The organism is Wolbachia endosymbiont (group A) of Beris morrisii, assembly GCF_964028185.1.
GTDB lineage: Bacteria > Pseudomonadota > Alphaproteobacteria > Rickettsiales > Anaplasmataceae > Wolbachia.
In genome coordinates this window covers 338,539-358,932 of record NZ_OZ034760.1, presented here as the reverse complement: position 1 = coordinate 358,932, position 20,394 = coordinate 338,539, and the positions used below count along the sequence as shown (strand labels likewise).

Sequence of the window (20,394 nt, the reverse complement as noted above, 5' to 3'; positions counted from 1 at the left end):
TTGGTAGTATTAACCTGTATAATAATTATGATAAATATCTCCATAAGGTACCAAATAGCGCAAAAAGTAAGGAGCTGGAGGTTAAAAAGAAAATATACTCTAAAGGATTTAGTAGGCAAAACAGGCATAAACTATCATACGCTGCTAAGATATGAGCAAGGAACATGTGGCATTCCAACTGAAAAGTCTAGCAGAGGCGTTATCAATTCCTGTTAGAAATCTCTTTCCAAGACGAAAAGTACTAAAAGAAAGTAGTTGTTTCGACAAAGCTAAGGTTCAGGAAATGTATAATTTCATAGAAAAAACAGGAGGACACAAAGCAATTTATGCATTAACCAAATCTGTTCGAGCTGAAGAAGAAAGTAATATAAAAGCAGCAAGAATAAGAATGGCAAAAAATATGCTCAAGTTAGAATTTGATGCTGATATTATCTACCGAGCAACAGGTTTATCAGTTGATGAATATGAAAATAAAGAAGAAAAAAGTTCTAAGCGTTCCAACAAAAGGGATGGAATGAAAAAGTGGAGGATAATACGGGGATATACTCAAGAGGAATTAGCGAAGGAGCTTGGTATAGGAGGTCCACAGATACATTACTATGAACAAGGAAGCACCATGTTCGGTGAGAGGTTATGGGAAATAGCAAGAAAATTATCAGTGAATGCTGAAGATCTGGTAACGGAAGAAAACTGTTGTGAAGACGAAGATACAGATAGTGAAGGAGAAAAAGAGCTATTAAGCTGGGCGAGAGAGTTAAAAAAAATTAACACTCAAGAATCACAAGATGAACTGGATATATGGGTAGAATTTTTATTGCAAAGAAAGCGAATTTACAAAGAAAAGATTGATAAAATAGAGGGAATCAAAGTAGCAAATAATCTACTTATACTAGGTGTTTCTGCTGATGCTATTTCTTCAATAACTAGCTTGACTGTTGAGGAAATTGCGCAACTTACGCTCCCAACGGAATTAAAACTATGATAATTTATATAATAGACCTCTTTCAAAATTCACAACATCAACTCTAGATTGTAAATTCCAGCTATCAAATTGAACCTTAAACCAAAACGTTTTCGTCTATTTCGGTATTTATCTGATATAATTTTAAACCTTTTCAACAAACCGATCACATTCTCAACCACAACTCTTTGGCTTGCAAGCTCTTTATTTTCTTCCTTTTGATCCTTGGTTAGTGGCTTCTTTTTCGTCTTTCTGTGCGGCAATTCAACATTCTTTACTCCTGTCAGAAGACGGAATTTCTCTTCATCTAACTCCCTAGTTTCTTCATATCTCATGCTTTTAAATGTATGATTTTATACTAATTTTTGCTCTTTTCCAATTTTGAAAGAGGTCTAATATATTATGATATAGATGAAGATAGTTAATCTATTTAAGATTTCTCTGAAGTTTTGCTTGCGGCTTTTTCTTTTACCGGTTTAACCGATACATCTTGAATTTCCTCTTCCGGCTTGTTTGGTTCGGCTACTTCTTTAGATTCTGCTGCTAATTTGCGTTGTTTGATAACTTTCTTTAACGTCTTCACAGCTATAAAATTAATACTGAAAACGCATGCCGAAGTTATGGCCAACGCTGGCAGAGGAGCTAGACTGAATGTTGGTAAAATTGCCACGATTGTAGCAGATGTTAGTAGAAGCGCTAACTTTTTGCTTCCAATGATCTTATTTTTTTTAACCTTTATTGGGTTTAATTTTTTTACTTTTGCTTTTAGCTTTTTGAAGCCTTTTTTGAGCACGTTGCCTCTTTTCAGCTCTTTTCCTACGGGTTTTGTTTTTAAGCTTTTTATTTTTTCTTTTATTCCTTTTTTATCTTTTTTTGCTTTAGAGGTTTTCTCTATCATCTTTAGAGGTTGCTCATGTAGCGGTTTTGGCTTATCGTTTGAAATTTTAGCTTCTTGCCCCTTAGTATGTTTTTTGGGCGAAACTATGTTTTTTAAACCTTTCTTTGCTTTATTTCTTTAGTTTGCTTGATGTAAATTAAGATACGATATCGCAAAATTTATCGATTACTTTTTGATTACCTTCTATCATCGCATTTGCCTCCTGCTGTAGAAATTTAATATTTTTAGGTGTTACATTATCCATCTCAGCCGACGCTATTGTTAGTTGTGATTGTATCCTTATATATCTGTCGTCCATTACATTACTCATCTGATAATTTACTACATCAAGGCTCGATGCAAACATCACATTTAGTAAAGGCTTTATCCAAGCTATCTTCCCTAATTTCCTGTACTTTATTCGATTAGAGAGTCTACCTGTACCAATTGACACCAGCACTATTTCTTCATTAGGGAAAAGTTTTTTACTATTTGCATACGCACAAGCCGCTGGGTTATTGGCAAAAACACCTCCATCGACTAATACTCTTTTTTCTTGCTTAACTTCTAAATACTTAGGTGCAAAGTATGTTGGTGCTGCTGTTGTGGCTCTTAGTGCGTCTTTCAACTTAATAAAATTCCTATCCTCTTTCCAACTTTTGAAGAAAAACGGACAATTGTTATGAATATCGTAACTTGTAATCAACACCTTACTTAAAGTGTTTTGTAGAGTATCATCACCAAAATATTTTTCTAATATCGATTCGATGTTTTTGTGTGGGTATTGTGCGCAATTAAGCCAAGAAAATATTGATCTTCTCAAAAATGAAGATTTAAAAATATATGACCCGTATTCTTGGTAAAGCTCAACTAAATCATTGGCTGAATATTGGGGATTTCCTTGATTATCTCTCTTGCATAACCCTGCTACAACAATACCACCTGTTGAAGTACCAGCCATAAGATCAAAGATTTCAGCTATCGGTTTCCTTGTCCTTTGCTCTATTTCTGCGAGAATAATGGCTGGTATAGCATTTCTCATAATAGTCCGAACAGGTCATAGGAAGGCAGAATCAACAGCACGACGAAAGGATTCGAATAGAGGAATGTTTTTCCTGGCTCTGTTTTTTATAGCAAACCAATAATGCTCAATTTTGTTGAAATCTGGAGAATATGGAGGCAGATACAAAATTTCTGCACCAACTCCTTTAGCAAGCTCGATAATCTTATCAGACTTATGAAAAGTAGCATTGTCAAGAATGACAGTTTGTCCAGGTTCCAAGATTGGTGTCAAAAATTGCTCAAACCATCCATTAAAAACATCCATATTACAGTGGCCTTCAAAGGTTAATGGAGCAACTATCTTTCTTCTACTTAAGGCTGCAACCATACTGATTCGTTGAGTTTTCTTTCCAGATTTTAGGGCATAAAACCGCTGTCCTTTCTGGCAATACCCATAGGGGTAGTCTTCAGTGTTATCAATGCCAGACTCATCTATATACACTAAGTTTTTAGGTTCTTTTGTCGCTATAACCCTTGCAAATTGAGCTCGCTTTTCCTCATTTCTTTCTTTATACCCGTAGGTCTTTTTTTTCTTATGAATCCTATATTTTAAGTGCTCGATGAATCGTTTGTCTACTAATATTGCCCCAAAGCTTAGCCATCTCTGACTGAGTTCTACCACCTTGCTCATTTGCAAATTCGGTAAATGCATTCCAGTCGGTAATTTTATGGTTATAGCCCACGCTTCCAGGCTTTTTTGACTGAAAATCTCCCGTTTTCTCACTTCTTTTCTTCCACTCATATAAAGTTGTTTTTCCAATCTTAAATCTCTTGGCAACAGTTTCTCCACTCTCTCCTTCATCCAATGCTTCCATTACCTTTTTCCTTAAGTCATAACTATATGCTGCTGGCATGCTTACCATCACTACTATAAATCCATATCTTACCTTTTTTGGACTATTATGAGAAGTGCTATACTGTATTGCCTTCTTTATCTGCAGCATCAACATTAGCACCATGTTTGACAAGGAGTTTAATAATACTATAAAAGTTCTTTTCTGCAGCAAAATGTAAAAAACTAACACCCAATCTGCTATTTATGATCCATTTGAAGACTGCACGAACTAATAAAGAAAGAATACTAGGATGTCTGAGGTGATAAATTTCCTTTGCAGCCTTTTGTAAAATTTTTTCTACTGTCATAGCAACCCCACAAAAAATGTGTTTGTATATGAGTATGCAGCGAGAAACGTTTTTAAATTATTAACCCGCGCACTCGCTTTGCTAGAATTTTACAAATAAAATCTTTAAATTACCACTACTTTTATATTGAATAGATAATATTTAAATAGAAATAGAAAAGTACTTAACCATTAGAGGTCTTTGGAAATTTGTTCTCCTGGCTGGCTCAACTGAAGCATCTTCCAACTTTCCTGATTCAGCTACAGTTTTGGATTTTGCTGCTAATTTGCGTTAATTTCTTTAGTGTTTTGACTGTGATACTGAAATTCCTATAGTCTTTACTCAGGATTAAAATCTCGTTTGATTTTTTTAAGTTGCCCATTCCATAACTCCATTTGGGTGTAATGATACGATGCTCTGTATACATGTCCCGTATTTCCTCACAATCATTATACGATAACATCACGAGTCGACAAAAGTTTCTTCATGGTCAACCTCTTCTTCCGTATAGTTTTTGATCAATTAAATAAGGAGGATCACAATATATTTGCATGTTTAGGAATACTTTTTTTAAAGTCAGCTAAATCCACAGTAAGATTTTTAATTGAAAATTTTGCCAATCTTTCTATTGAACTTAGTGTAAAGCGTCTGGAGACATACCGCCCGACAATGTTGTACCGCTGAAAGATGAGCGATTTAATGCAAAAAATGCTGCTGCAATTTCAATTCTATCTTGCAAGGTGAAAAATGTTTTTTGTAAGTATGGTAGATGTCATATTTTGGTATTTCCTAACTACCTCTGCAAGGATCTTCTAAAAGCACCTGCCAAAATCTTACTAATGGTTCAAAGGCATCATAGCCATAAACTTTTGTTCCTCTGCTGGCTAACGCTAACTCCTCCACCTATAAAAGGAGCACAAAGCGTAGGTAACCCTTTTGGAATATATTTATTAATAATTTGAGAAACGGCACGACTCTTGCCACCATAAGTGTTGAAAGTGCAATCACACAAGGTGATTAATGGTATGTAAATCTCCTCTTAATATCAACCTTCGTTGTTGGGAAAGCAGATAAACCACGTCGAAAATTCGCTTAAACCTTCTAACCACAGGCAAAAAGGCGCTTTTTTAATTTATTTTATTACCATTGAAATTTATGCCGTTAACCACCTTATATAATGCCACTTATAGCACTTTCAACACTTATGCTCTTGCCACCAGGATAACGAAGAGGGGAGTTTACGGGCAAAATTTGTTTTAAAAAATCATTTGTTAGGGAGCTAAACTGCTGCAGTCTATTCTCTGGAAATTTGCTTAGAATTTTCTTTTACTGGTTCAATTGACACATCTTGAATTTCTGCTGGCTTCTCTGGTTCATCTGGCTCTTTAGTTTCTGCCTCTTTAGATTCTGCTGCTAATTTGCGTTGTTTGATAAATTTCTTCAATGTTTTGACTGCGATAAAGTTTATACTGAAAACACATGCAGAAGTTATGGCTAATGCTGAAAGAGGAGCTAAATTGAACATTGGCAAAATTGCCACAATCGTGCCAGATGTCAGTAAAAATGCTAACTTCTTGCTCCCGATTATCTTATTTTTCTTAACCTTTATTGGGTTTAATTTTTTTATTTTCCCTTTTAGCTTTTTGAAGCCTTTTTTGAACACGTTGCCCTTTTTCAGCTCTTTCTCTACGGGTTTTGCTTTCTTTGTTTTTAAGCTTTTTATTTTTTCTTTTATTCCTTTTTTGACATTTTCTACTTTAGAGGTCTTCTCCATCAACTTCAGAGGTTGCTCATGTGGCGGTTTTGGCTTAGCTTCTTGCCCCTTAGTCATAGTTTTATGTTTTTTGGGCGAAACTATGTTTTTTAAACCTTTCTTTGCTTTATTTCTTTAGTTTGCTTGGCATCGTTTATAGTTCAATATTACAGAATCTATCTATTGCTTCCTGGTTGTCCTCTATCATTGCTTCTGCCTCCTGCTGCAGACATTTAATATTTTTTGATGTAATATTGTCCATCTCAGCCGACGCTATTGTCAGTTGTGATTGTATCCTTATATATCTGTCGTCCATTACATTATCTAGTAGGGTCGAGAACTGGCGCGCCTCTTTAGGGTTTGGCGACTGATCCATTATTTTCATCCTGGGCCTCAATCCAAAATTCCCGTGTTTACGTTTCCAGCTCCCGCCTCATCAAACGCAGCATGCGGTTTTCCCGCACTACGCTTTCCTAGTAGATTCTTTACCAAAGTTTATAGCATATTGTGCTGGTAAGGCTTTCGGGACGTAATATCTTATTCTATAGTCCGAATATAGACCAAGAGTCTCGTATATCCATTTGCTACTCCACCTTTTCCAGCCAAATCCTTTTGCTTTTCTGGCTTGCATCAGATTGCGTCTTGCTTTCTTCTCTACCCATTGTTTTATGTATTTAAAGCTTCGACCTGAGTTTCCTATCCTAAAGTAGTTTGTCCACCCTCTCAATATTGGATTAATGATTTGGATCACCTTTCCTATTGGTTGTGATTTATAGCTACGGAATACTTCCTTCAGTTTTTGAAGTAAGCTTGTCCGTGTTTTCATCTTTGGTGTTATTTGTACCCTCCACTTTCCTTGTTTTGTAATTTTCTCTCGAAAATCAAATCCTAGAAAACTGAATGTCTCTTTTTCTTTTAGATTGACTACCTTTGTCTTTTCTTTATTTACTTCTACTTCTAGTTTTGCTAATTCTTCTTGTAACCTTTTGTGCACTGATTTCTCAAGCCATTCCCATTTCTGGTGTCCATCTATCAGTATCACTAGATCATCTGCCCACCTGGCGTATTCTATATGTTGGTATTTCCCCTCTTTAGTCACCTCTTTAGCCTTTTCTAGCATTTTATCTACCTCATTCAGGTATATATTGCTTAGTAACGGCGAGATCGGCGACCCTTGTGCTATTCCTCGTTTTCCTCCTACTTTAAGGATTAGCTTGATTAAGTGCATGATTCCTTTATCATTTATCCTTCTGGCAATTTTCTCCATAAGAATATGATGTCGCACGTTATCAAAGTAGGATTTCAGATCTACGTCAATACATTTTGTGTTGCCTTTGATTGCTGCTTTCTCTACTCTGTTTATTGCTTCATGCGCTTTTTTCTTAGGTCTGTACCCATATGATCCGTCCTGAAAGTCAGATTCAAATATTGGTTCAATTATTAGCTTTAGTGCACTTTGCACTATTCTATCCCGGATGCAGGGTATGTTCAACGTTCTGAGTTTTCCCCCAACTTTTGGTATTTCCTTTCTCCGGTTCCTATTTGGGCTATAGGTTTTGGTTGTTAGTTCGTGTCTTATTTGCTGAAGATACTTTTCTAAGCTTTCTGCCTCTATTGATTTGAATGTCACCCCATCAATTCCTGGTGCCCCATTACTTTTCTTTGTTAGCTTATATGCTTCTTCTAGTGTCTCCATCTTACAGACGTGAACATAGATTCCCCAGAATCGCCATTCCGGTTCTGCCTTCGCTTTGGTATATATCTTTCTTCTCAGGTCTTGTAATTTTGTTGGCATTTTTATCATTTTTACCTTTACCTTCCTTTTGTTAAAAGAATTCCTACTAGTAGGGTGCCTTTGCTCCGTGAGAGTTACCTCATTTCTTCGCTACTACGCACCCATCCGCCACCCTCTCATCTTCGGTTCATTTCCTGTTTTCCAGTTATAGAACTTACCGCTCCAAGGTATTTCTCCCTGGGATGAGTAGGGCTTCTCCAGTTGCTTCATATGTCCTCATTACCATGCCATCACTATCACCACGCTAAAGTAGATATGCCGTATCATTCGGGTTTTCAGCTATCCCTATTGCCTTCACCCTACCAACGTGGGCTCAGCCTTTAGGACTTGTAATTTTCGAGGCCACCTATGTGTTCGCTTTCGCTACGGCCTGGTAATTCGCCATTATCCTACGATAACGTTGTCGGTAGGCTTCAACACTTTGGTCTCCCTACATGCTGCTACCCAAGCTACGGGACTCCGACTTTTATCCCGGTAGGTTTAACTCCTACTGAACATACTCACCTTCTCTGGACACACGTTGATAATTCACTACATCAAGGCTCGACGCAAACATCACATTTAATAGAGGCTTTATCCAGGCTATTTTTCCTAATTTCCTGTACTTGATTCGATTAGATAGCCGACCTGTGCCAATTGACACCAGCACTATTTCTTCATTAGGGAAAAGTTTTTTGCTATTTGCATATGCACAAGCCGCCGGGTTATTGGCAAATACTCCCCCATCTACTAACACTCTTTCTGTTTGGCTAACTTCTAAATACTTAGGTGCAAAGTATGTTGGTGCTGCTGTTGTGGCTCTGAGTGCGTCTTTTAGTCTGATAAAATTTCTGTCCTCTTTCCAGCTTTTGAAGAAAAATGGGTAATTATTATGAATATCATAACTGGTGAGTAGCAAGTTGCTTGAAACATCAGCAATAGTACTTTCGCCGAAGTATTTATCGAGTACGCATTTTAAATCAGGCTTTGGTTCTTATTTTATGATAATTAACATAATGATAATAAATTATTAAATGGTAAACTATAATATTTATTCCTTAATTTACCGTTGTGTAATAAGCCCTTACACAGTAAGCTCTTCGCGATCTGTAAATTTATTAACACTACTTTCTTCAAGTGAATTTAAAGGTTTATTACAATAGTATATGATCGCAGCAGCAACTAGACAACAAGCTCCAACTGCTATTCCTACCATTAGCATTTCCAAGTAAACTGCAATAGCTATCCCTGTAGCAACTCCGGTTATTGCTAACATAGAAGCAGCTATCACAGGCAACTTACTTCTTGCATTTTGTGGAGCAGGGTTGTAACTAGGTTGTTTGCTGTTACCTTGAGCATTATTTACTCGTTTAGGGTTTTTACTAGCTACTAAATGTACCCCTGTTGATTTTGATTGTGTATCTTTTTTACCACTATTCTTATCTACACTTTTAGGTGGAGCTGGTTGAACAGATGGTGCAGTAACACCTACATTATTCGGATTAGCAGACTGCTTGTCGTTGGTTTTAGTATCACTTTTTTGTTCTGGAGTTGGCATTTTAACATTTTCATTTGTAACAGCTATATTATTAGGATTGCCATTGAGCACTATAGGTAAAACTTCTGGTTGTGGATCTTGTTGATCACTTTCAAGCTTAGAATTACCCTCACTGAGAGGAGCTTGCTCATTATCCATTTTTGTTATATGTCCGGTAGATTGATTGGATACTTGATCGCTACCAGTTCGTGATTCATCTAACTGAATTTTACTTGAATCACTATGATTATCATCGCTACTAACAGAAGCTACTACATTATCATTCTGAATTGGTTGATCACTTTCGTTTACAAGTTGAACATTATTATCCCTAATATTTACTAAACTTTTCGGCTGTACTACTTGTATGGAATCCTCTCGTATTACATGTCCAGCTAATTGAATAGGAGCTTGTTCATTCTTACCACTTTTTTGTTCTAAAATTGGCATTTTAACAGTAGAAAAATCATTAATAGCATTAGCTAAAACTGAATTTTCTTTATTAAATAGCACTTTTAGACTTTCTTCATTAATCAAATGCAAATTAAGTTCATAGGTATTACCATTAGAGAAAGAAAATTCGACCTCTCGATCAGACTTTTTAAAAATTTGAGCAACACTCTGATCATTAAGGAGAAAAATTTTGATTGTTCTGTTGTTAGGCAAATTCTTTAATGCCTCAATAGTACTAACAGTCCCTCCACGAGGAACAACCTGTTGAGTACCCAAAGTTGCAACACGCAAATTTCTTGCATTTCCTGTTTTGGTAATGACATCTCCCATACCGTAACCTGTACTTGCTGCAAGCTCTTTTTCATTACTTGGTACAAGTATTTGTTCAGGAATTCCTGGAGTGTTACTGCTACCAGCTTTTTCAGCATTCATTTGCTGATTCTCATCACTCTGCACTGCAATTTGTACATTATTATTGCTATGATCACCTAAAGATGAATTCGTTGAAGAAACTTCAGCTATTGTTAACGTTGAGATAGCTGCGGTAGAAGAAGAACCTCCATTAAGTTTATTACTCTTTTTCTCTTTCTTCATAAGTGCCAAGCTTCTTGGATAGTTATCAACTAAGATTTTCGATAAATTAAAAAAATCTTTACTAATTGATTGGTCAGTAAATTTAACAATCCTCAGACTAATAGTGTCTCCACTGAGATAATAATTATTGTTAACAAAAAAAGCAATAAGTGACCTTGTAATCCTATGCTCTATATTTGGATTGAATGTAGGAGGTATCGTCAAGAGATTTTTTTCGCCAATAGCATTCCTAGGTGTGTGAAAGATTATAGACCAGTCTTCACCAGGTTCAGAATCCTCATAAATTACTACTTCCTGTTCATTACTAGATCCAGAATATTTCATCATTTCAGAAAATGAAGCATCTTTATGTTTGTTCTTTACTTGTTTAAAATGTTGTTCATCATTTGAATGGGTATTTTGAATGAGGTAACTTGGTATAGTTGTTAATGTGTTATAAAGTCCTGCAATAAGGCAAGAAAAAGGATAGTATATAGATACACTATTATCAGACTTAAATTTGTCAGGTTCAATATTTACAGTAAGATTGCGATACGCGTCCAATGAATGGGTATAAGAATCACTCTTTACTCTTAATTGTTCACCCACGTGTTTATAACCCATAGAACCAAGTAGTAATGAAGGTATGGGATCTGATTGATTAACTACTCTAATAGTTTTCTTTCCAAGGCGCTCTTCATAAACCTTAGCAGCAGAAGGGTCGAAAACCCTTGGAGAAGCAAAAGTTGCAACATGCAAATCTTCTGCACCCTCTCTTACACTTAAACATAGAGCAGCTATGTTGGCAATGGCACCTCCCATACTATGACCTGTAAGGTTAATTTTAAAATCTTTAATTTCTAACTGTTGATCATTAGCATACCCTCTTAGTATCTCATAAACACTGTCCCAAGAATCTTTAAATAAAGAGTAAAAACCTGAGTGGATTTTTCCACCTTCAGGTAAAAGCCCATCTGAACTAGTCAAAATTATTTCAAAATCTTTCATGTAGTCAAACACATTGCGACTACCGCGGTAAGCTATAGTTATTTCCTTATCTTTCATAAAAACATAACCAGCATGTCGATATGATTGTCCATTATCACGCACATTATAGAATTGAATTATTTCATAACCTTCTTCCTTAAGTTTAGCTGGAACTTTATAAGATCTTTTCTCTAACTCAGAAAACTTTTTATTATTAAGATTATAATCACTAACATAATAGCCTACCTTAACAAAATTGATGATTTCTAATAACTTTTCTTGGCTAAATCCTGCAATTTCGGTTTTATTTGGTCCTAAAATACCTGGCCTTTGCTCTTCTTGAATATCAGTTATTTGAAATTCATCTTGTTCTAGATTTGAATCATCTCCATTAGGTTCCTCATTAAACTGACCGGCGATATTATTATCTACGCTTATAGAAGTATGACAAGCGTTTTGATATCTTTGTTGGATGGTTAAAAACTCCTCTCCTGAATTTTCAGCGAGTTTCAATATAAAATTTGTGTACACATTTTGAATAATTGAGGAATGTTTTTCACGTATAACATTATCTAAAATAGTAACTAGACTCTTTTGCAAGAAGGTCTGCTTATCTATATCGTTTGAAAATTTGGGATCATTTTTAATTAAATCTAGTACTTTTATTATAAAACCTGTACTGCCAGTATATGAAGCGGCTTGCAAAACCAGGTCATAAATTTCTTGTTTTTTTTTCTTACGTTCATTATCTGCACTATCAATATTTTTTAGAACCTGGTTTTTAATTTGTTCAATAATTTTCTCATCTGCAAATGCTTCTTTATAGACTTCTTGAATTATTGGACCTTTCTTTTTAATACGTTCTCTGCACAAGTACTCAACAATTAAATCATGCTCCTGACTTATTGCAGTTTCTAAAAAAGTAACAATACACTTTTTTAATAGATCTTTTTTAGTCTGATCATCAATACATCTTTCAAGTGAATCCAGTACTATCTTCATAAAGTCTTTATTTTTAGCGAGAGATGCTGTTTCAAGCACGCCATATAAAGGGTCAAAGCTACTTGTTTGCAACACTTGTTCAAGATCTTTTAAGACGTACTCAATAAGAACTGAGCTTAGTAAATTCTGCTCTTGTCTTAGTGCTATAACTGAGAAAAATCCTATTTGACCACCTTCAAGTTGGATTGTTTGGTTTTTTAAGTTTTTATAAAGCTCATAGGGGTTTTCCATATCACAAAATTTCTCTATAAAAGCTTTAACATATTGTTCATTACCAACAAGTAGAGGCAAAAGGCTTAAGTTTTCTTCAGCAAAAAGAAAAACCTGATGTTGCTCTACTAGCTTGTCATTAGCTGCAATTGCCAATAGTACCAATTCTTTTACTGAATAATCATACTTGAACTCCTCTTGATTAAATTTATACTGTGATAGTACATTTGAGTATATATGTGGATGATCACTTCTGCTTCGTAAATCCAAATTAAGTTGGTTTAAACAAAAATCTTTGAGATTTTCATTATCTAATTTAACAGGTTGACCATCATAATCTTCAATGCTTCGTACAATCGTATCTAATTCTTCATAATTATTATACTCTATGGCATTATTTAGGATATCTATTTTTAGCAAAAGTTAAACTTTCAGGAACTACAACAAATGAATCTTCGACTTCAACACCTGAACCTCCAGAATGGTGACGATCTTTAGTTCCAATTGTTTCTTCGCTTACATCAACCCAACTTGAATCCAGGGAATCAGTCATATCTTAAACCTCTATTAATAACTAATTAACTATAGCATTAAAAAACGATTTTGCCAAGCAAACCTTTTAACCCCAGTTTATGTGTATGGTCCCAGAGAGTGATGAATTGTAAATAAATTAGGAGCACTGGTTACATATAAATTCATAAGGTTTTGAGAGTTTTAAGTCTTTTTGTATAGTCTTGGTTGCACTTTTATGCAGCTCAACATAAGTAAATTTGATCTATAGCAACAAACAAATGCTTATTTTAACTTATTTCTGTTGGCGTTTTATAGTAGTAATTGATGTTAAACCGTTCTAAAATTGGTAGCTTGCTCTGAAGAAACACTATAGTTTGTTTTCTCTAAGGTGGGTTTGATATATTTAGAAAAATTATCTATAAGATTAATATTCAATTTATTTATATTGAAATATACGATTTTACAAAATGACTGTTTATGGAAGAACATGGTGGGGTAAGAAGTGGCTCCAGTCTTTTGACGGAATAGATTATGATAACCGTCTTCCACGTGGCAGAACTTGTGCTAATACTGGTCGAGCTTTTGGTATTAAAATTAATGGTCACATAGTTACAGCTAAAGTTCATAGCTCAGCATATAAAATTCGTGCTCACCCATATAAAGTCGAAATTATACTTAATGAATTAAGTTCATCAGAACAACAGATCATTCGTCAGATTATTGAAACTTCACCAGCTATATTAGCTAAATTGATAAATAGACAATTATCAGCCAGCTTGTTTGATAAGCTTAATGATCTTGAGATTAAATTATTTCCTTCAAATTGGCAGGAGATGAATGCAAGTTGTAGTTGTCCTGATTGGGCTATGCCTTGTAAACATATTGCTGCTGTAATTTATCTTATTGCTGCAGAAATCGATAAAAATCCCTTCATAGTTTTCAGTATTCATAATTGCAATTTACTATCGCTCATTGATGATTTTGGAGGTGGAAAATTAGAAAATGCTCAAAACATCCTAAAGATTGATGATATATTTAACTCACGCTCTAAAACTAGAGTACATAACCAGGCAAACCTAAATGATATTGATCTATCAGTTATCCCTAATCTTGCCAACTGTATCGAAAATATTTTAACAGACAACCCACTTTTCTTTGAAAAAAACTTTCATAATATCCTACAAACAGCTTACAGGCATTGGCAAAAATATCCTACGGGAAAATTAGATTATTTCTTCTACTCTTCCAAGAAAAAGCTATCGGAAGAAGAGTTATTTACTAGAAAATGGGGAAATATTGAACATTGGCAGACATTTCAATTATTTATCAATGACCAACATCAACTTACTCAAGTAAGCAATGGTACAGCTAATTTATTTATGCTCAGTGAAAGTGTTTCGAGAAATATAGCACAATTTTTAAATGATATTCCTAGTTCGTTACTCCACAAGCTTAACCCTGAACTTCGCTTCATGCATATGATTTCGCAGTTTGCACGTATGCTCATGGAAAAATCAGCACTAGTGCCACAAATACTACAAAATAAAAGAGGAGAATTTATAATTAGGTGGATTCCTGCATTGTTTAATGAATTAGTTAAAGAAATTCATAGAAAAATATCATCTATGTGTCCACCTCTATTGATTCAATATCAGAAAACTTCTATAGAGCCTGAAGAACAGGTAAATGTTGCTGTTTCTGTTATCCTTTTGGGATACATGGCAAATAATTTTCCTTCATCACTGGATAAGTACGGAGACAAAAACACCTTTCCTTCATCACTGGACAAATATAGAGACAAGCACATCTTTGCATTATTTTTTACTGGAAGACCATACAAATTTACTGAATTTAGCAACAAAGAAATACCTCAAGCAATTAACCTCTGGTTATCACGTCTTTGTTTAATAGATAAGCCATACAAACTTTACTTAATGATAAAAGATTATTATGAAAGATTCGAGCTTGATATACAGGTATCTTTAGATGATGAAAAATCGATAATAAAGCTGAAAAAAGCGTTGTCTAATCGCAGCACAAAACTCAGCATTTTATCTGATATTGGGCTGTTGTCTGAGTACATACCTGAACTAGAAAGATCAATTGATGACAATAGTGCATTACTGTTTAGCTTAGATGATTTTGCACCATTGTTTTTAAACATCTTGCCGGTGATGAGGGCAATTGGTGTCATAGTCATCTTACCAAAATCCCTGGAAAAAATCCTGAAGCCACAATTGAGTCTCAATTTGTCTGCTAAAGGCAAAATCAAAGAAGATCGCAAAAGTTTCTTAACGCTTGAAAAATTATTGAAGTTCGATTGGAAAATAGCGATAGGTGATAAAGAAATAAGCATTACAGAATTTAAAAAGCTACTGAAAGATTCTCATGGACTTATAAAGATTGTAGACCAATACGTGCTTTTGGATGATAAGGAGGTAGAAGCTCTACTGAAAAAGTTTGATAAGTTACCTGAGCACTTAAGTCAAGCAGAACTTATGCAAGCCGCTTTAGCAGGTGAGTTAGATGAAGCTAAAGTGGCACTTGACCAGCAGATTAAAAACCTATTTGATATGTTTAACACTTACACACCTGTTGATGTACCAAGTAATCTAACTGCGCAGCTACGCCCATATCAAGAACGTGGATTTAGTTGGCTTATACAAAACATAGAAACAGGATTTGGTAGCATAATTGCTGATGATATGGGTCTTGGTAAGACTATACAAGTTATTGCAGCTATTCTATACTGTAAAAATGCAGGGTTTTTAGATCAAGGTAGAGTCTTAATAGTAGCTCCAACAAGCATCTTAAGTAATTGGCAACGAGAGATGGAACGTTTTGCACCAGAGTTAAAGCTTTTCGTCTATCACGGACAAAATCGAGAATTGGCAAGTGATTGTGATGTAGCTCTCACATCCTATGGTCTTGCACGCCGTGATAAAAAAGAGCTTAACAGAGTCGGATGGTTTTTGCTCGTGATTGATGAAGCCCAAAATATAAAGAATCCCAACAGTGAACAGACCAAAGCTATAAAAGCTATTACAGCAAAAAATAAAATAGCTATGAGTGGTACACCTGTTGAAAATAGACTACTAGAGTATTGGAGTATTTTTGATTTTACTAATAAATATTACCTTGGTACCCCTAAGCACTTTAAAACTCGTTTTGCAACACCGATTGAAAAAGCGAGAGATAAAGTCTGTCTAGAAAGGTTCATGAAAATTACCAACCCTTTTATGCTACGTAGGGTAAAAAATGATAAAAGCATTATTCAGGACCTACCAGATAAAATCGAAAATAACCGTTATTGTTCTCTGACTCCAGAGCAAACGGCGCTTTATCAAGAAGTCGTTAACACAACTATGGAAAAGATAGAAAGAAGTGAAGGAATTGAACGTAAGGGGCTAATTCTTAAACTTATCAATGCTTTAAAACAAATTTGTAACCATCCATCGCAGTTTGGCAAGAAAAAGCGTGCAAATGTTGAACAGTCAGGAAAGATGCAGATGCTAGAAGAGATACTGATAGAACTTGCAGAAAAATCATTAATATTCACCCAATACACTGAAATGGGTAAAATTATAGCTAGACTGCTTGAAGAAAGGTTTGAATCAAAAGTGCCATTTTTACATGGAGGACTTTCTCGTAAAGCACGTGATACAATGGTTAATGATTTTCAAAATTCATTCCAATCAAATATTCTTATAGTATCTTTAAAAGCTGGTGGAACAGGGCTTAATTTAACAGCGGCAAATCATGTAATACATTATGACTTATGGTGGAATCCGGCAGTGGAAGCACAAGCAACAGATCGAGCTTATCGTATTGGACAAGAGCGTAATGTTATGGTATACAGACTGCTTTCAACAGGTACATTTGAAGAGCGTATTGATGAGATGATTCAAAGCAAGAAGGAATTAGCAAACCTAACTATAAGTAGTGGCGAGAGTTGGATTACAGAATTTAACAACGATCAATTAAGAGATTTAGTTAATATAAAAAATGCACTATAATATAGCTGAGTTATTTAATGTAAAGAACCAGATAACTACCGCTCAATAGTTCAAAATAGAGACAAAGATCAAAATTTACGTCTCCAATTTCATCATGTATAATGGAGACAAAATTTTGTGTTTTATGTCTCATTGGTAGGCAAAAAGCCTGTAATTACGTTTTAAAGCGATTGTTACCACTCCACTGTACCCCTTTAGCACCTGTAATGCCCTTTAAAATTTGAATAAAAGGCATCTTTAATAATTCTATTCATGAACCAAAAAGTAATTGCCGTTTTCAGAAACTTTTCATTTTTACAGATGGCTTGAAGAAAGTAAAAGATTATCATTAATAGGTAGCATATCAGGCCAAACTCCTCCAAAGAAAAAAGTTTTTAATTTTTTCAGAAAAAGTCATAAGAAACCCGGTATATATATAGTAGAGGATTTTCTATTCGCTTATAATTCCACCTTAAATTAAACTATGCCTGCGTATATGGGAAGGTTTAGCCAAAATTCCTTACATATTAGTAGTATGCAATATATCAACAAAATAAAAACTAAGAGGTTGACATAGTGAGTAAAATGTAGTAGAGTTATAGTAGAGCATTTTTTCTTAAAAGAAAGAAGATACTAAAACCTTAAATTTCACTTCTCACTATAAACCTAAACTGACTTCCTTTATTTCTTAATATAGCCTTGCCAAGAGAACCTCCTATTGCAGTTTTTACTTCATAAGAAGAGAGTAAGACCCCAATCAAAACAGCCTTACTCAAAAACCTTTCAAACGCTTAACCTTAAAAGGAGTTTCAATTTATGATACAAGATTTTTTAACTGATGTCAAACAAAAAAATACTTTAAATGATGAATATTATGATTTTAACAATACTGTCTCACATTTAGAACCATTAGAGCAATTTGATGTAGAAGAGATAAAAAGACAACTATTATTAAACATAAGATCATGTCTTTCTTACCTTTTCCCCAATGGTACCTTCCATGGTGATGAATTTCGAATAGGTGATGTGCATGGTAACAAAGGACAAAGCCTCAGAGTAGCATTAACTGGTGGAAAAGCAGGACTCTGGCAGGATTTTGCAACTGGGCAGAAAGGTGATGTTCTTGATATTTGGGCAGGTGCACAGGGAAAAGATACAAAGAGAGACTTTTGTGAAGTGATGGCCTCTATAAGTGAATGGCTTGGATATGGCAAAAAATGCGCAAAGGCTGATGAAGACTTCGAGAAATTTATTACCCACAGTTGGAATTATTATGATGAAAATGGCCAGATCATTGTAAAAGTTTATCGTTCTGATCCTCCTGGAAAGAAAAAAGTATACAAGCCTTTTGATGTAAAACGATCTAAGTTTGCTGCACCAGAAATAAGGCCACTCTACAACATTCCAGAAATCTTAAAATCTGATAAAGTTATTCTGGTTGAAGGAGAAAAATGTGCTGAAAGCTTGATAGAACAAGGTATCACAGCTACAACAACAATGTCAGGAGCAAACGCACCAATTGACAAAACAGACTGGTCACCCCTTAAAGGTAAAAATATTATTATTTGGCCAGATAATGATGAAGCAGGTAATAAATACGCAAAAAAAGCTGAAAAAAAGCTTTTAGAGATCGGAGTTGCATCACTTGCTGTTCTTGAGATTCCGCAAGGTAAACCTGAGAAATGGGATGCTGCTGATTGTGTAGAGGAAGGTATAGATGTCAAAGAGTTTTTAGCTTCAACTCCGTTACTTACTATTGATACTCCAGCTACTGATACTTCAAATATGAAAAGTTTAGAAAGATCCACAAAACAGCCACTTAACATTTTAGATTGGAGTGCAGAGCGCTTTGTAGGTCCGGTACCAGAGCAAAAGTTTCTTGTTGAAGGTCTATTTCCTTTAGGTGTTACTTCAATAATAGCAGCAATGGGAGATACAGGCAAAGGTATGCTTCTTCTTGACCTAGCGCTTAAGGTTGCAAGTGATAAGGATCAGATGTGTGGCTTTGGTTCACTTGTTACTGAACATGGATCAGTAGTGATTTTTTCAGCAGAAGATGATGCAAGTGAGATACACCGCCGCTTAGAACGACTCGACCCTAAGTGTGAAAGGTTGAAACATAAAGATAAATTATTTATTGTACCACTGCCAAACGTCAGAGGATCACTTACAATACTCAGAAATGTTCGTGGTAAAATCGTCGAAGTTTCTCCTGAATTCGAATCCGTAATGAAACAGCTCGAGGAAATAAAAGATCTGAAATTGATAGTATTTGATCCACTTGCTTCATTTATCCATGCAGATATAAATGCTGATCCAGCTGTAGGGGATTATCTAATGTGCTTATTATCTGATTTAGCATGTAGTACTGGAGCTTCGATAATTACTGCTCATCACATGAGAAAGCCAAAAGGAGAAAAACCGATATTAACTGCTGAACAAGCACGCGATGCAATTAGAGGTACCTCTGCTCTTGTTAATGGTGTTAGATGCTCATACGCTTTTTGGCCAATAGAAAATACAGCTAGGCTAGAAATCTTTAAGGCAGTAGGAGAAACACCAAGACAGAATGCTTTGTTTCATGGGGCAGTTGTGAAGGCCAATGGTTTAGCTGATCGCACTGTAAGAACTTACCTAAGAAATCAGGAAACAGGGCTACTAGAAGATATAACAATACAACTAACAGTTAAAAATGCTAGTGAAAAAGACCTTAAAATATGTCTTACTGATGCAATTACACGATCTGCTGTTGCAGGACATCCATTTACTCACACAGGAAGCACAGGAGTATATAAGCAACGGCATAGACTACCTGAAGTTTTTCACAGCATGGGAAGAGATCGACTAGAGCGTATAGTTCAGGAACTTTTACAGGTAAAGCAGTTAGTTAAAGTGATGTCTACAGGTTCAAAAGAGGATAAGTGGCTTGACATTCCAACTGGACCATTTGCTTGTGGTATAGACTCCTGGAGCTGAAGATTTTAGCTATAGGCAAAATTTAATGTTAGGATAAGTCTTTTTTATGGGTAAAAATATTTTAGAGTTTATCCAGTTTTCTCTATTGCCCTTTCAATCTATAGCTACTATCAATTCACATCCACTCAACTAAGAAGATTACGATATAATTTTCAACTAAAGATAGGTAGAATATATAAGAAATAGCACCACCAATGATTGTATTACATTCCTAATTCCTAGGTTCCTAAATCAGTAATTAGAAATCAGGAATCTAAATTCTGCGTGAGAGCTAGCTTTTTTACCTACGTTCCTAAAAGCGTTCCTAGAAACTACATGTCTAAAGTCAGCCAGTGAGGCGGATTCTAGCTTCCTAAAACCCTTATATATTATATATATAATAGTAATAAATAATAATAGATAATATAAAATAATAGTAAAATACAAATAAAGTACAATAACTAAAATAGCAAAAAGTAAAGAAGTTCAGAAAGGCTGCCACAAAACATTATTAAGATATTTACATTTTATGAAAGATACAATTAGCGCGGTTTTAAAACGATTCTACGACTTCAGGGTACAATTAACCACCAAGGTCTAAGTTGCTCATGTAGGGTAGC

General features: G+C 35.1%; 12 protein-coding genes and 2 pseudogenes. 3 read left to right on the top strand and 11 right to left on the bottom strand.

The features are described 5' to 3' along the window. The first annotated feature begins 151 nt into the window (after window positions 1–151). Window positions 152–982, top strand: a complete 831-nt coding sequence (locus tag ABWU69_RS01815; RefSeq protein WP_353285319.1) for a helix-turn-helix domain-containing protein — start codon at window positions 152–154, stop codon at window positions 980–982. A 29-nt stretch (window positions 983–1,011) separates the two neighbouring features. Here the strand turns inward: ABWU69_RS01815 and ABWU69_RS01810 are convergent. From ABWU69_RS01810 to ABWU69_RS01760, 11 genes and pseudogenes are all read right to left on the bottom strand, one after another. After that, window positions 1,012–1,227: pseudogene (locus ABWU69_RS01810) on the bottom strand (transposase family protein); the annotation flags it as partial. Window positions 1,228–1,391: 164 nt separating this feature from the next. Then, a complete protein-coding gene (locus ABWU69_RS01805; RefSeq protein WP_353285318.1) occupies window positions 1,392–1,859 on the bottom strand; it encodes a hypothetical protein in 468 nt (155 codons plus the stop codon). Between the two features lie 136 nt (window positions 1,860–1,995). Then, window positions 1,996–2,880, bottom strand: coding sequence for a patatin-like phospholipase family protein (locus tag ABWU69_RS01800; RefSeq protein WP_353285317.1), 885 nt, complete (start codon window positions 2,878–2,880; stop codon window positions 1,996–1,998). A 15-nt stretch (window positions 2,881–2,895) separates the two neighbouring features. Then, a protein-coding gene (locus tag ABWU69_RS01795; RefSeq protein WP_353285192.1) for an IS630 family transposase occupies window positions 2,896–3,754 on the bottom strand; the annotation gives its coding sequence in 2 pieces (ribosomal slippage) (window positions 2,896–3,451 and window positions 3,450–3,754; 861 coding nt in all). 58 nt (window positions 3,755–3,812) lie between these two features. Further along, window positions 3,813–4,043 carry an ankyrin repeat domain-containing protein gene (locus tag ABWU69_RS01790; protein WP_353285316.1) on the bottom strand — a complete coding sequence of 77 codons (231 nt, stop codon included), beginning with the start codon at window positions 4,041–4,043 and terminating at the stop codon, window positions 3,813–3,815. Between the two features lie 1,273 nt (window positions 4,044–5,316). Next, window positions 5,317–5,853, bottom strand: a complete 537-nt coding sequence (locus ABWU69_RS01785; protein ID WP_353285315.1) for a hypothetical protein — start codon at window positions 5,851–5,853, stop codon at window positions 5,317–5,319. A 76-nt stretch (window positions 5,854–5,929) separates the two neighbouring features. After that, window positions 5,930–6,091 carry a hypothetical protein gene (locus ABWU69_RS01780; RefSeq protein WP_353285314.1) on the bottom strand — a complete coding sequence of 54 codons (162 nt, stop codon included), beginning with the start codon at window positions 6,089–6,091 and terminating at the stop codon, window positions 5,930–5,932. A 147-nt stretch (window positions 6,092–6,238) separates the two neighbouring features. Next, the gene (gene ltrA, locus ABWU69_RS01775) at window positions 6,239–7,579 is read right to left on the bottom strand and encodes a group II intron reverse transcriptase/maturase (protein WP_265035157.1); all 1,341 of its coding nucleotides are present in this window, start codon (window positions 7,577–7,579) and stop codon (window positions 6,239–6,241) included. Window positions 7,580–8,090: 511 nt separating this feature from the next. Further along, window positions 8,091–8,522: pseudogene (locus tag ABWU69_RS01770) on the bottom strand (patatin-like phospholipase family protein); the annotation flags it as partial. 111 nt (window positions 8,523–8,633) lie between these two features. Next, window positions 8,634–12,731 carry a lipase family protein gene (locus ABWU69_RS01765; RefSeq protein WP_353285313.1) on the bottom strand — a complete coding sequence of 1,366 codons (4,098 nt, stop codon included), beginning with the start codon at window positions 12,729–12,731 and terminating at the stop codon, window positions 8,634–8,636. Continuing rightward, on the bottom strand, window positions 12,706–12,864 hold the full coding sequence (locus ABWU69_RS01760) for a hypothetical protein (protein ID WP_353285312.1): 159 nt from the start codon (window positions 12,862–12,864) through the stop codon (window positions 12,706–12,708). Before ABWU69_RS01760 ends, ABWU69_RS01765 begins: the two co-directional genes overlap by 26 nt. Before the next feature lie 427 nt (window positions 12,865–13,291). Here ABWU69_RS01760 and ABWU69_RS01755 point away from each other — a divergent pair, with 427 nt between their 5' ends. Together ABWU69_RS01755 and ABWU69_RS01750 are read left to right on the top strand one after the other, a co-directional pair. Further along, window positions 13,292–16,840, top strand: a complete 3,549-nt coding sequence (locus tag ABWU69_RS01755; protein WP_353285311.1) for a DEAD/DEAH box helicase — start codon at window positions 13,292–13,294, stop codon at window positions 16,838–16,840. Window positions 16,841–17,635: 795 nt separating this feature from the next. Further along, entirely contained in the window at window positions 17,636–19,795 is a 2,160-nt protein-coding gene (locus ABWU69_RS01750; RefSeq protein ID WP_353285310.1) for an AAA family ATPase, read from the top strand. Window positions 19,796–20,394: the final 599 nt, after the last annotated feature.